This window comes from Terriglobia bacterium (assembly GCA_032252755.1).
In the GTDB taxonomy this organism is placed as follows: domain Bacteria; phylum Acidobacteriota; class Terriglobia; order Terriglobales; family Acidobacteriaceae; genus JAVUPY01.
This window is the reverse complement of sequence record JAVUPY010000043.1, coordinates 19,714-31,410: the sequence shown is the minus strand read 5'-3', so window position 1 is coordinate 31,410 and position 11,697 is coordinate 19,714. Positions and strand designations below refer to the sequence as shown.

Annotated in this window: 13 protein-coding genes and 1 tRNA gene; 3 read left to right on the top strand and 11 right to left on the bottom strand. The window is 53.9% G+C overall.

Features of this window, described 5'->3' with window-relative positions; genetic code table 11:
* From ROO76_10130 to ROO76_10120, 3 genes are all read right to left on the bottom strand, one after another.
* Nucleotides 1-761: 3-isopropylmalate dehydratase (locus tag ROO76_10130; GenBank protein ID MDT8068507.1), on the bottom strand; the 761-nt coding region annotated here is incomplete at its 3' end.
* Nucleotides 762-767: 6 nt separating this feature from the next.
* A complete protein-coding gene (gene glgC / locus ROO76_10125; GenBank protein ID MDT8068506.1) occupies nt 768-2,018 on the bottom strand; it encodes a glucose-1-phosphate adenylyltransferase in 1,251 nt (416 codons plus the stop codon).
* A 122-nt stretch (nt 2,019-2,140) separates the two neighbouring features.
* Nucleotides 2,141-2,428 carry a hypothetical protein gene (locus ROO76_10120; GenBank protein ID MDT8068505.1) on the bottom strand — a complete coding sequence of 96 codons (288 nt, stop codon included), beginning with the start codon at nt 2,426-2,428 and terminating at the stop codon, nt 2,141-2,143.
* A gap of 226 nt (nt 2,429-2,654) precedes the next feature.
* Here ROO76_10120 and ROO76_10115 point away from each other — a divergent pair, with 226 nt between their 5' ends.
* Together ROO76_10115 and ROO76_10110 are read left to right on the top strand one after the other, a co-directional pair.
* The gene (locus ROO76_10115; protein MDT8068504.1) at nt 2,655-3,680 is read left to right on the top strand and encodes a radical SAM protein; all 1,026 of its coding nucleotides are present in this window, start codon (nt 2,655-2,657) and stop codon (nt 3,678-3,680) included.
* Nucleotides 3,681-4,318: 638 nt separating this feature from the next.
* Nucleotides 4,319-4,394: transfer RNA gene (locus tag ROO76_10110), tRNA-Lys, on the top strand.
* A 64-nt stretch (nt 4,395-4,458) separates the two neighbouring features.
* Here ROO76_10110 and ROO76_10105 read toward each other — a convergent pair.
* Nucleotides 4,459-5,520 (bottom strand): site-specific integrase, encoded by a 1,062-nt coding sequence (locus tag ROO76_10105; GenBank protein MDT8068503.1) that lies wholly within the window; start codon nt 5,518-5,520, stop codon nt 4,459-4,461.
* Between the two features lie 835 nt (nt 5,521-6,355).
* Here ROO76_10105 and ROO76_10100 point away from each other — a divergent pair.
* Nucleotides 6,356-7,882 (top strand): hypothetical protein, encoded by a 1,527-nt coding sequence (locus ROO76_10100; protein MDT8068502.1) that lies wholly within the window; start codon nt 6,356-6,358, stop codon nt 7,880-7,882.
* Between the two features lie 33 nt (nt 7,883-7,915).
* Here ROO76_10100 and ROO76_10095 read toward each other — a convergent pair whose 3' ends face one another.
* From ROO76_10095 to ROO76_10065, 7 genes are all read right to left on the bottom strand, one after another.
* Nucleotides 7,916-8,383 carry a hypothetical protein gene (locus tag ROO76_10095; GenBank protein MDT8068501.1) on the bottom strand — a complete coding sequence of 156 codons (468 nt, stop codon included), beginning with the start codon at nt 8,381-8,383 and terminating at the stop codon, nt 7,916-7,918.
* Between the two features lie 4 nt (nt 8,384-8,387).
* Nucleotides 8,388-8,597, bottom strand: coding sequence for a DUF2513 domain-containing protein (locus ROO76_10090; protein MDT8068500.1), 210 nt, complete (start codon nt 8,595-8,597; stop codon nt 8,388-8,390).
* A complete protein-coding gene (locus ROO76_10085; GenBank protein MDT8068499.1) occupies nt 8,597-8,746 on the bottom strand; it encodes a DUF2513 domain-containing protein in 150 nt (49 codons plus the stop codon). Before ROO76_10085 ends, ROO76_10090 begins: the two co-directional genes overlap by 1 nt.
* A gap of 116 nt (nt 8,747-8,862) precedes the next feature.
* Nucleotides 8,863-9,261, bottom strand: coding sequence for a hypothetical protein (locus tag ROO76_10080; protein MDT8068498.1), 399 nt, complete (start codon nt 9,259-9,261; stop codon nt 8,863-8,865).
* 54 nt (nt 9,262-9,315) lie between these two features.
* Complete coding sequence (locus ROO76_10075; GenBank protein MDT8068497.1) at nt 9,316-9,822, bottom strand: hypothetical protein; 507 nt, start codon at nt 9,820-9,822, stop codon at nt 9,316-9,318.
* A 293-nt stretch (nt 9,823-10,115) separates the two neighbouring features.
* Complete coding sequence (locus ROO76_10070; GenBank protein ID MDT8068496.1) at nt 10,116-10,514, bottom strand: hypothetical protein; 399 nt, start codon at nt 10,512-10,514, stop codon at nt 10,116-10,118.
* A 27-nt stretch (nt 10,515-10,541) separates the two neighbouring features.
* Complete coding sequence (locus ROO76_10065) at nt 10,542-11,354, bottom strand: ATP-binding protein (protein MDT8068495.1); 813 nt, start codon at nt 11,352-11,354, stop codon at nt 10,542-10,544.
* Nucleotides 11,355-11,697 lie beyond the last annotated feature (343 nt).

Here is an 11,697-nt window from a genome sequence, read left to right as displayed (position 1 = left end):
CGCGCGAAGCCAGTATCTCCAGGCTTCACGTAAGGCACTCCGAGTTCCCCTTCAGAGTTGATGAAGTGTCGCGCGAATATCTTCTCGGAGACGTTCATCGGCCGCTTGCCGGTCGTGATCTGCGGCAGTGAAACGCTCTTCTTCGCGCCTGTTTGGGCCGATTGCAGTCGCGCGATATTGAATGGGAACAGACCGCCGAACTCGATCACCTGGCGAGTGATCTCGTCTTCGCCCACGGTGAAGACTGAGAGCGGAATCTCTTCGCCCGCGCGGATTTTGTCGATCAGCAAGAAGTCGGTTGAGGTGAGCACTCCGAGGTTCTGGCAGTTCTGCTTGTAGATTCGCTCGATGTTCTCGGCGATGACGAGTTGGATTCCGGCGCTGCGCTCGGCGTAGGGCGACTGTTCGCGGCTGCTGCCCTTGCCGCGACGCTTGCCGCTCACGGCGCATACGAAGCCGCCGCGCTTGACGTCGCCGCGCTTGACGGGAGTTTCACCGCCGCACTTCAGGCCGACATAAGGGAATTCGCCGAGCGTCTCGTCGAAGAAGAAGCAAACGTGCGCGGGCGTGATCTCGTCGGTAGAGATGTCGTCGCGCAGCCTGGGATTGTTCGCCGGATTACCGGTGTCCCACGGCATGTCCCAGCCTTCGAGTTGACGCCGGATCAACTCGGGATCTTCGGTGAGGAAAAGAATGCGTCCGTTGAGGAGCACTCGATCCGGACGCTTGGTTACAGGGCGATTCAACAGCGAGGTATTCAAGACTTCCTACTCCGACGTGAAGTAATCGACGGTTACAGGGTTCTCGAAGAGCGAGTAATCGCGCGTGACGACCGTGATTCCGCTTTCCGTCACGAAGTAGCGCTGACGATCGGCATCCGTGTCGTAGCCGATGACGGTTCCTTCCGGAATGTGCACATCGCGGTCGATGATGGCGCGGCGAATGCGGCAATGGCGGCCGACATTGACGTGGGAGAACAGGATGCTCGAGTCGACTTCCGAGAACGAGTTGACGCGGACGTCGGGCGAGAGCACGCTGTCGCGAACCACTCCGCCGGAGATGATGCATCCGCCGGAAATGACGGAGTCGAGCGCCATTCCGGTTCGTCCGGCTTCGCGGAAGACGAACTTCGCCGGAGGATACTGTCGCTGGTGCGTGCGAATCGGCCAGTGATCGTCGTAGAGGTTGAATACCGGATTCACGGACGCGACGTCCATGTTGGCTTCGTAGTAGGCCTCGAGCGTTCCGACATCTCGCCAGTAGAGCGCTTCCTTCTTGTTCTCGTCGACGAAGTTGAAGGAGTAGACCTTATAGTCCTCCATCATCTTGGGCAGGATGTCGTGTCCAAAGTCGTGGCGTGAGTTGGGATCTTCGGCGTCCTTCAGGAGCACGGGAATGAGCACATCCGTGTTGAAGATGTAGACGCCCATCGAAGCCGAGCACATGCGTGGGTTGTAAGGCGAGCGCAGGTCGGTGACTTTGGGTTTCTCCTGGAAGCCAACAATACGGCCATCGCGGTCGACGTCGACGATGCCGAAGTGGCGGGTTTCGGTGGGCTCGACAAGGATGGTGGCCAAGGTCACATCGGCAGCAGCATCACGATGCTGCCGCATCATGAGCTCGTAGTTCATTTTGTAGATGTGATCGCCGGATAGAATCAGGACGTGCTTCGGCTCTTCGCTGCCGATCGAGTAGATGTTCTGGTAGACGGCATCTGCGGTTCCCATGTACCAGTTCTCACTCACGCGTTTCATCGGCGGCAGGATCTCGATGAACTCGCCCATTTCGCGGGCCATGAAGCTCCAACCCTCGCGGATGTGGCGATTCAGTGACAGCGCCTTGTATTGCGTAAGAATGTAGACGCGGCGCAGGTCAGAATTCAGGCAGTTCGAGAGGGTGACATCGATAATGCGATAAATACCACCGAAGGTCACTGCCGGTTTCGCGCGATCGCGAGTCAGAGGATAGAGCCGCTCGCCCGCTCCACCCGCCAACAACACGCCAAGAGTTTGTTTCATTTCTCCCGCCTGAAGCTGCGTTGGGATCTTAGCTGTATGCGCTGCGCCCGTCACTGCCCCACATCAGGAACCCGGACTAGCGCCAAAGCGAAGATGGTAGCACAGCGAAAAGGAGTCTCGACTTAAACGATCTTGTCCTCGCCCTCCAAGGTGATTCGGAGCGACTTGAGGAACTTCACGTCCTGCGGATTGACTTTGAGTTCCGGTTCGTGGGCTGAGTCGGAAGCGTTAGCTCCTGCTTCCTCGTCGTCCCGGCGGTTGAAGCCGATAGTGGCTTCCAGGACGAGAAACACGTCATAGCCCCCGGTTTTGATCTTGGCGATAACCTCGGCAATCTGGTCGGAATCGGAGATCGATTCGTTGATGGCCTCGCCCAGCTCTTGCATCAATTTTTGCAGATGCTGATCCACGATCTCGCCCCTTCGGTTACCTAAAATGTTGGATGCCCGCTGCTCTCTTCAAGTTACTTGAATTTCAAGGGTTGCGCGATTCGGACGCGTGCCAACCGTAACGCTTGCAGGGAAATCGAACGATTCAGGCCCGCTTTTTCGCAGGTCAGTTTGAGAATTTCGCAGTATGACGCGTTGCGCCTATCCGCGAGCATCAAGGCTATGATGTAATCTAACCTTAGTACTTATGTCCAAGCGGAACGTGGGGATTCGCCGCAGACTAATCGGGTATCACAGACGGATGCGAGAGTATGCCATGATCATCAAGGGCCTGCTCTCGACCGAACATCCCGTCATGGCCCATATCATCCCGATGCGGCGGTGCAATCTCTCCTGCACCTATTGCAACGAGTACGACGACTTCAGCAAGCCGGTGCCGATCGCAACCATGCGTGAGCGCATCGATAATCTTCACCGCCTGGGCACCACTATTGTGACGATCAGTGGTGGCGAACCGCTGCTGCATCCAGAACTCGACGAGTTGATCCGCTACATCCGCAGCAAGGGCATCATCACCGGGATGATCACCAATGGCCTCCTATTGACGGCCGAGCGCATTCGTCGGTTGAACCACGCGGGGCTCGATCATATGCAGATCTCCATTGATAACGTGATGCCCGACGAGGTCAGCAAGAAGAGCCTGAAGGTACTCGACAAGAAACTGCAACTACTGTCCGAACACGCAGACTTCCACGTCAACATTAACAGCGTGGTTGGCGGGGGCATCAAGGACCCACATGACGCGCTGGTAGTCGGCCGCCGCGCCCGCGTCCTTGGCTTCACCTCGACTGTTGGCATCATCCACGACGGTGACGGCCAGCTTCGCCCACTGAACGATACAGCCCGCGAAGTCTTCCTCAAGATGAAGAGCATGGAGCGCCGGCACTACTCGCGGCTGAACTGGTTCCAGAACAACATCGCTCACGGTAAACCTAATGAATGGAAGTGCCGCGCCGGCGCCCGCTACATCTACGTTTGCGAAGACGGCCTCGTGCACTATTGCTCGCAGCAGCGCGGTTATCCGGCGAAGCCGCTGGTTGACTACACCACCGAAGATATCCGCCGCGAGTTCCTGACAGTAAAGGGTTGCGCGCCCCACTGTACCGTCAGTTGCGTTCACCAGGTCAGCTACATGGATTTCTGGCGTTCACCGCAGACACTCCTGCCTGAGCCGGCGAAGCAACATGTTGAACAATTGGTGCAGATCGAATAGTGAAGAGTCCTGGACTTTTCTGAAACAGTCCGAATTGCCGGACCGTTTTCCTGTCTGCCCAGGTACTGCCCCCAAAAAGCCCGTTGGGTCAAGCTATCTCGCCGAATGATCCGCTGAAGGTCGCTTCTTCCTTATGCACTCCAGTGTATGCACAAACTCGCGACCCGTAAGTTCCTCAACCGACTTACCTGTGGCCACCGTCTGAAAACAAAACAGGCAGATCGAGTCGAAGCTGCCATCCACATTCTTGCGATAGGCAAAATCGGGAAAAGGAAGAACCTGTCTCGCCGCCATAGTGAGTCCCAGAGGAGAACATACTGTTCCAGCCTGAGCACGCATGCCAAGCGCTAAATTCTGCCACGGCCGTAGGACCGACGAAAACCCTTGCGCATGGCGGCGTTTCGAAGATTCGGTCAAACGGGGCCGGACCGTCCTCAGACCTTCTGGTGAGGATTCCGTCTGCGACGCAGATTGTTCTCATAGCGAAGCTAACTGATGCTGAGAGAGCAGCCTTGCAGGTTCTTGGAGGGATTTGTTAAAGTAACGTTGATCGTGGATTCACGCACGATCGCCCGAACGACCTCGCCGACATGCTTCCCTTTCAACTGGAAAGGCAGTTCAGGTCAAAGTCAGAGAACGGGCGCGTAGCTCAACTGGCAGAGCAACTGACTCTTAATCAGTAGGTTGTAGGTTCGATTCCTACCGCGCTCACCATCTTTTCAATCACTTACGAAGTTGCCAGTTTCAGGGTGTGCCGTAAAGTGTGCCGTAAGAATTTTTACGTACGACTTTGCGACGCTGTACCCTGGCTTCCATTGAGTGCTGCGCGAACGATATCAACTTCAGGATGTTGATAACGCATCGCGGTTTTCACGTCTCGGTGACCCATTACTTTCATAACCGCTTTGAGATTGCCCGTCCGGGCGGTAATCACAGTGCCGAAGTCATGACGGCCACAATAAAGAACGAGGTTCTTGGGGAGACCGGCCTTTTCTCGGGCCTCCGCAAAATGCTTTGCAATCGAACACATGTACGGGACCTTCGCCGTTTTCCTGCGAGCAGGAAAGACCCAGCCTTCCTTCCTTTCGTTGCCCTTCTTGTCACGGCAGCGGCGGCGCAGGATCTCGACAACTCTATCGCTCATCGGGACCGTTCTTCTGCCCTCCGGTGTCTTGCTGTCAGGGATGAAGATGTTCCGATTTTGCCAGTCGATGTTCTCGATTCTGGTGCGGTAAAGCTCTCGTCTGTTCCGCATCCCTGTATCACGCATTAGCTTGACCACGTCCTCGAAGAGCTGCAAGCTTTTGGTTCGCCAACCGCATTTGACGGCGGCCGCCAAGAGTTTCTTCTCGGCTTCCTCGTCAAGTCTCAATACGCGTTCGTATTCCTTTGCGCGCTTCAGCCTGGGAGCTTTACGAATGAGCTTCCACTCCTCCGCCTTGTGAAGCATGCGGCTCAACGTCCGCATGGCGCAATTGAAACTGGATGCTGAACCTGAAACCTTCTGCCTTTCGGCAACATCGTTGAAGATTTGATCCAATCGCAACTCTGTCAGTTTTGTTTGAGACAGCAGGCGCCAGCCATCGCGGTAGTAAATCTTCGATTTGGATTCCAGATTGGTTTCATTCACCCACTTCAAGAATCGCGTCGAAAACTCCCGCAAAGTTGGAGCCTTTCTGTCCAGCGGATCATTGCCTTCTACAGCTTCGGCCAACTTAAGGCCGGCAATCTTTCCGGCCCTAGCCGCGTTCGTTTCTTTTGTCGACCCGCGGTAGCGTTGCCCGCGAACCGTAAAGTCATACCAGTAAAACTCTGACTTCTTTTTCTTAAACAGCTTCACGAGCTTCCTCCATTGCAGCCCGCACGGAAGCGACTCGTGTGTTCCGTCGAATATAGTCAACCAGAACAGCGACATCATAGCTGACGCGGCCTTCGAGTTCTACCCAGTCCGGGCCGATTCCCTCGTGTCGCCAGCGCTTGAGAGTGGCGGAGGACCGTCCTAGGATTATGGCGGCCTCGTGGGTGTCTACAAGTTGTGGTAATTCAGAGTGTTTCGGGAGAGAGACGACTCCAAACCGATGTGAGCCGCTGCTTCGAATTTCGGACACGACGGCTTTTTTCGACACCAAGTCGGACATTGGGAACCTCGCAACTTTTGTGCTCGCCAGAGCAATTCCGAGCCGTAATACGGAGACACGGCTCGTACCGCCAGACTAGAGAATTTATTGTTCAGGTTCTTCCGTGAAACGAGTTTATATATCGAAGAATCGTGGATTCGCTTAGAGTTAGAGCTCAGCAAATCTTGACTTGTGAGTGATGGAAAAGCCGTGCCACGTTCGTACATCGATGTACGCCACCGCCATGACAAAAAGGGTTGACGAATTCGGGCGCGCATTTGCAGGGAGCCAGCGACAAATTCAAACGTACGTCAATCTGCGCTCAGATGCATTACACCTCGCCATCGCTGGGGCTCTGCCCGAACTTACGCTCGCGACATTCGAGTGGGTATCACCTGTTGAACGTGAACTACACGAAGAGTACAGAGATGAACTATTCCTCGGCCGTGTTGGTTATCCGCACCTTGCTGCTGAACTCGGTGATTTTTGGCCCCCGGTGGACCTTGCTGGGATGCTTTAGCAAAAGTCCGAGTACCTGAATCCGAGGATCTCGGTGTATTGCTGATCGAGGCGAAAAGCTATCCCGAAGAGATGTGGAACGAGAGGGGATCAGGAGCGACCGGGGATGCGAGAAACCAGATCGCCGCATCTCTCGCCAAAGCGAATCGATGGTTTGGAGCTGATCCTAAAGCCGATTGGATGGGCCGATACTACCAATACGCAAATCGGCTTGCGTACCTTTATTTCTTTCGAGAGATTGTTTGTATCCCCACATGGCTCATAAACGTGTGTTTTGTAGATGACCCACGCACTCCAACACCTGAATCGAGCTGGCGGATCGCGATAAATCAAACGGAGACATCTTTGGGCCTCACTAAACGTCCGCTACATGTTGCGACCGTATTCTTGAAAGCACTCGGTGGAGAGTTATTCGACAGACTTCCTTCTGCAGGGACTCGACAAGAACTCCCGTCAGATGCGACAGAACAGCATGTGTGGCGGTTTTGGTCGAGCCAGGGTGGCGGCCTTCCGCAGTTCTGGGCGTTCTATGACCGCAACGGCAGTTCAAGCATGCGCATCTTCAATGCCTACACAGGTCTGCGCTTGGGCCAACCCCGACGTGCGCGAGGCCAAGGCTTTCGTATCGCCTACCAATATCAGTTGCGTGCGAGCACACAAGTTGAGGGTCCCTCCACAGTCGATCTGACGCGGATTCCCAATGATGACCTTCGAAGAATGCAAGAAATAGTTGGGATCCACGTCGATTCTGCGACCGCGCCTTTAGATTCTCCATCTAGCCTCCTTCAAGGAGTCGATGACTTCGTTGATTCTCATTTCGGCGTGGCGGAGATTGGACGAACTTCTCCGCACTATAAGCATCTTGCGTCTTACCGGCGTGTGGCAGGTTATTCGAACATAGATGGCCATGCTCTACTCATTGGCATGTTCCATCTCATCGAAGCGAATTGGCCAAGATGCGCCTGCCGCGGAGAGCAAAACTGGCGATGGCGGAAGGTCCTGGAGATTGACGAAAAGAATGAGAGTGCCGAAAAGATATTCGAAAAAGCAATCGCACGCGATACCGGGGACGATTGGGTAAATATGGTTCCGGTCGCGTCTGGCGTGATGCCCGACATAAATGAAGGGGGTAGACGTATTGACCTGGTCCATCGATTTGCGCCTGCCGAATATGAATTTATCGAACTAAAGCTTGGCGCAAACTCGCAAACTCCGTTGAGGGCGGCTATCGAAATCCTCGAATATGGATTGATTTATATATTCTCGCGAAAGTTCATTGAAGGGCTAGGGTACGACAGAGACAATGGGTTACTGAATGCTAAGAAGGTTGTTTTGAGTGTTGTCGCGCCTGCACTGAGCTACGTTCCTGGGTCTCTATGCTCTCTTGAACTTGCGTTGAACGAAGCAATGCCAAAGCTGTTGGCTGAAATCAACGTGCCGATTGAAATGAGCTTCAGGTTCTACATGCTGCCTGGGATTGTTACTTGGCCGATGGGTGCGGCGAGCGCTTTGGACACAATGAACACAAGGGTCGCCGTGTACGAAGGGCACAGCCGACAAGCCTAACCAATCTTTTCCTATCTAGCGCCGGCAACCTCTTCATTTACTACCGGAGATTCGGCTGAACCAATTGTCAGCTTTCATCTCGAAGCGAGCCAACAAAGCACGCAAACGTTTGGATGGCTGTGTAGTCGAGTAGCTTCCATGTATTCGCCGCGAATCGGTCTCCGACCAGCCCATCTCCGCTGCAACTGCTAGCGCCTCTTCGTCTGTAAGAGCGTAAGATTTCGTCGCTGTCGAATCCCCGAGGTTCCAGACATACACTAGCAGTAACCCCGGAAAACTCGCGTACTTCGCGTTGATACTGAACACTTCTTTCGTAGCTGCTTTCATCTGAATGGGGCACGCGATGAATTTCGGCACGCGATGATCTCGGTCGATGTAAGCAATTAGGTCCACGCCGCGGTCGCGCTCGGGTCTGGCGACCTCGATTCCTGCGCTCTGCAGTTGTGATGCGAGCCAATTACGACCGGCGAGCTCAACGAGTTTTGCATCAAACGCAGCCATAGACTCAGCCCGTTACCGTCTGTTTCATGACGAAGCTAAGCGCCACCTTCAGGGCTTCGAGCGTTAGTGTCCCTGTCGTGCTCAGAACCTTGTCCTTCGCCTTCATCCAGATTGTGTCAGCTCGTGCAGCGTCGAGGAACTCGTGGCCACTGTATGTGAGTCGCTGAGCCATCCATAGGACGAATTCATCCCCAGAGAGATTTTTCGCTTCGATTATAATTCGAACTCGTGCGCAAGCATGATGTGGTAATGAACTTCTTCGGTCGAACGTCCAGAAACATCAATTTCGTGAACACCGCCATCGAACGGTAGCTTCTCCACCTCCAGTAGGACCGTGCGTAGTAAATCCATGTCACGTTTCATAACTACATCGTAATTCAGTATCTCGGCGGTTTGCATGCATTAACGCAATATGCTGGTCGTCGAGGCGAACGGGAATGGAGTGCGACGAGGGGATCATTGTGTAGCAAAAATCCGATTCAACGGTCTCGTCCCCAAGTCGCCTTCCGGACACGAATCTTCATGTTTTCGCCTTCAGCATGGAGCTGAGAGATTTCTCGCTTCAATCTGGCAATGTGCCGCCGTACGGGGTCAGATAGGGCATTCAACTCGGCTGGCGTAAGTTCTTCCGCTTGAGCGAAGGACTGGTAGAAAGGTCGAACCTCGCTGCCGAGGCCAATCTCCTGAAGGAGCGCGAAAAGCGCATCAACTTCAGCATCAATCTGAGCCCCTGGAACGTGCTGGCCGCGCTCTTCTTTATACGTTCGGACATGGCCGATATGCAGTTCATTGAGACGCACACCAAAGCTGTCGGCCCACGTTTGCAGCAGGCTACGGCGCGAGTCCTCCCAATGTTCGGCGGCTTCGCGGATCGTCATCGTTGGTCTGATCTCAGAATCTCGTGTGCTCATAATTCCATACAGATCGGGACATTATTTCGTCCTATCCGAACTCCCATTTGCCGTTCTGTATTTCAAGCAATACTCGCTGAATTGCGAATAGTTTGGGCGTCCTTTACTTTTGTTCTGTTTGCCAACCAGCGTGTTGGCGATCTTGTTCTGAAGAAATATCGCGAATTCATCAAACCGGCCGAGGGGAACCCATTGCCATCCAGTCCCGAACTCCCTCTCAATAGCCGGGTGTATGACCGGGTATTTGAACGTCCGTCCCCGCTGGCTGCTTGCAAATGTCTGATAACGCTTGATCAGGTGCGCGATGTAGCTACGGTGGGAAGAACTACCTCCGACTACATCGACTGGAAAGCTGACTTTAGGGCGCGCACTCTTCGGCCCATTGAATACTACGGTCTGCGCGTGGATGTCCCCCGTGGTTAGTGATCCATCGATGCGAAGAAGGTACTGTCGCAGAATACGTTCGGCTTTCTTTGCATCACTCGGAAGTATTTCCTTGTTGGCCGCTCGGTTAGACGAAGCCTTCATGCGCTGGAGGTACTCAACGGTATACCTGCCTGCATCCGAATCGATGATCTTGTGGTGGGTGGGGCATAAGAGAATCAGGTTCGCGAAGCCATGTCGATCTTCGTCTGTTTGATTCGGATCATATCGAGGCCCACCTGCTCTAGTCGCCTTAATATGACAGATTTCTCCAACGACAGCTCCGGATTCATCTTCGACGAGAGGGGTTAGACATTTGTCAAAGGTACATCGATTATCCGACAGAGTGAAAAGCCGTTTGATCGTTGTAATCGAGGGCTGCATCGTTGCACCAGAGTTCAGCGGCCTTCCTTGAGGACCTCGAATGTGAGGTTAGAAGCATCAGTTCGCAACTCGCAGCGATACGTGCGACTCGGGGATTTCATAAACCGCGTTTCCAAGTCAAGCGAGGCGTTCGGGAACTTGTCCAGCGTTGCAAGCAATGGCCCAAGCCACTTCTCAGTTGAGATCTGGAAGAATTTAATCTGCGCTTTTTCAGCGATCAACTCTTGAACGTCTAAGTACGTGTTGCTGGCCTTGCTTCTCGTTCTTTCGCTTGCGGAGAAGTCCATCGACAACACAATACGGCTCTCATCGGCTTCAAGTGTGAAGTTGCAAGCAATGAGATTGTTCGTATAGTCATTATTGCCGTAGGTGATATGGACGTTTTCGTTTCCTTTTCGTAATGATTGCTTCATAAACCCTCCTGCGCATAAGCGTTCTCTCTACGCATTCAGAAACGCGAAGCCAGAAGAAGTATTGAGTAATGACCTCAATTCCGTTTCTGGGTCGGCCAGGCGGCTCGTAGCGCCCCTCCTCACGTAAACGCGATTGTCCTGTGTCGAGCACACGCTCGCCGACTTTTGCACTTCCGCAACTACGACCGGACTGCCATTCACTTCTGCCGTCTTGTACACGATCGAAGGAACGGGTTTTGTGCTCTCGGTGATTAAGCTCTTCAGGCGGGCTCGTTGCGCGTCTATGGGATCATGCGTCTTCTTAAAACATTCCCTGGCTGCGGCAATACCGAGCGGAATTCCTTCGTCATCTACTCCCAAGAACAGAGTGCCGCCATCGGTGTTTGCGAAGGCGACTACAGTCTTCACCAGTTCGAATTCCTTTTTATCCCTGGGAGCGACAAAACATTTGAACTCCCGCATCTCGTTTTCGCCGCGTTGGAGCTCCTGCGCGTATTCTGCAGCGTCATCAACGTGATCTTCAAATTTGCCGAAGGATCGGTACACCCCATTCAGGGAGTGGGAACAAACGAGGTCGCCGTTCTTATGAACCACGAACAGAATAAGTTCACGCGCATCTTCAGGTATTTCGAGAACCATGGGTTCGACTAGAACAGGGTAATTCGCACTCCGTGTATCCGAACCTACATGAATGACTTGGAGTTCTAAATCGTGCGAGGAACTGTTGGCCTCCAGTGCGAGGTCGAGTTTTCCGGGACGCCACCTTCCCGAGACGAACCGCGCGCGGGTGTCGGGAATGACAACGAGGAATTGCTCTTGGTAGGGCACCTCGCTCGTCATAGAGTCGGAACGCGGCTCCTGAAAAATCCAGGAACGCACGGCATCCGCTGGCGACCGAAACGGTACAAGCCCTTTGCTCACGGTTGGCTGCTGTTCAAGAAAGAGTCGCTGTTCGTCATTCCGTGAATCCGTGCTCGCCGTGTACAACCATGACGGCCAGCCGGAGGCACTATGTCCGCCGGTATTGTGGTTGACGGTTGAATGGTTGAACGTATTCGGTATCGGGATGCCGCTTATAGGCTCTTGGCCGGACCAAAATCGGGACAGAAAATCGACAGCGTTGTCCTGACCGTCTATCCAAAGTTCGACAAGTCGCAACGGTCTATATTCCGCGAGATCACGA

Excerpts from the sequence above, each read along its gene's own strand:
- glgC (MDT8068506.1), bottom strand. The coding sequence starts at position 2,018 with ATGAAACAAACTCTTGGCGTGTTGTTGGCGGGTGGAGCGGGCGAGCGG.
- ROO76_10115 (MDT8068504.1), top strand. The coding sequence starts at position 2,655 with ATGTCCAAGCGGAACGTGGGGATTCGCCGCAGACTAATCGGGTATCAC.
- ROO76_10095 (MDT8068501.1), bottom strand. The coding sequence starts at position 8,383 with ATGGCTGCGTTTGATGCAAAACTCGTTGAGCTCGCCGGTCGTAATTGG.
- ROO76_10085 (MDT8068499.1), bottom strand. The coding sequence starts at position 8,746 with ATGAAACGTGACATGGATTTACTACGCACGGTCCTACTGGAGGTGGAG.
- ROO76_10080 (MDT8068498.1), bottom strand. The coding sequence starts at position 9,261 with ATGACGATCCGCGAAGCCGCCGAACATTGGGAGGACTCGCGCCGTAGC.
- ROO76_10075 (MDT8068497.1), bottom strand. The coding sequence starts at position 9,822 with ATGAAGGCTTCGTCTAACCGAGCGGCCAACAAGGAAATACTTCCGAGT.
- ROO76_10070 (MDT8068496.1), bottom strand. The coding sequence starts at position 10,514 with ATGAAGCAATCATTACGAAAAGGAAACGAAAACGTCCATATCACCTAC.
- ROO76_10065 (MDT8068495.1), bottom strand. The coding sequence starts at position 11,354 with ATGACGAGCGAGGTGCCCTACCAAGAGCAATTCCTCGTTGTCATTCCC.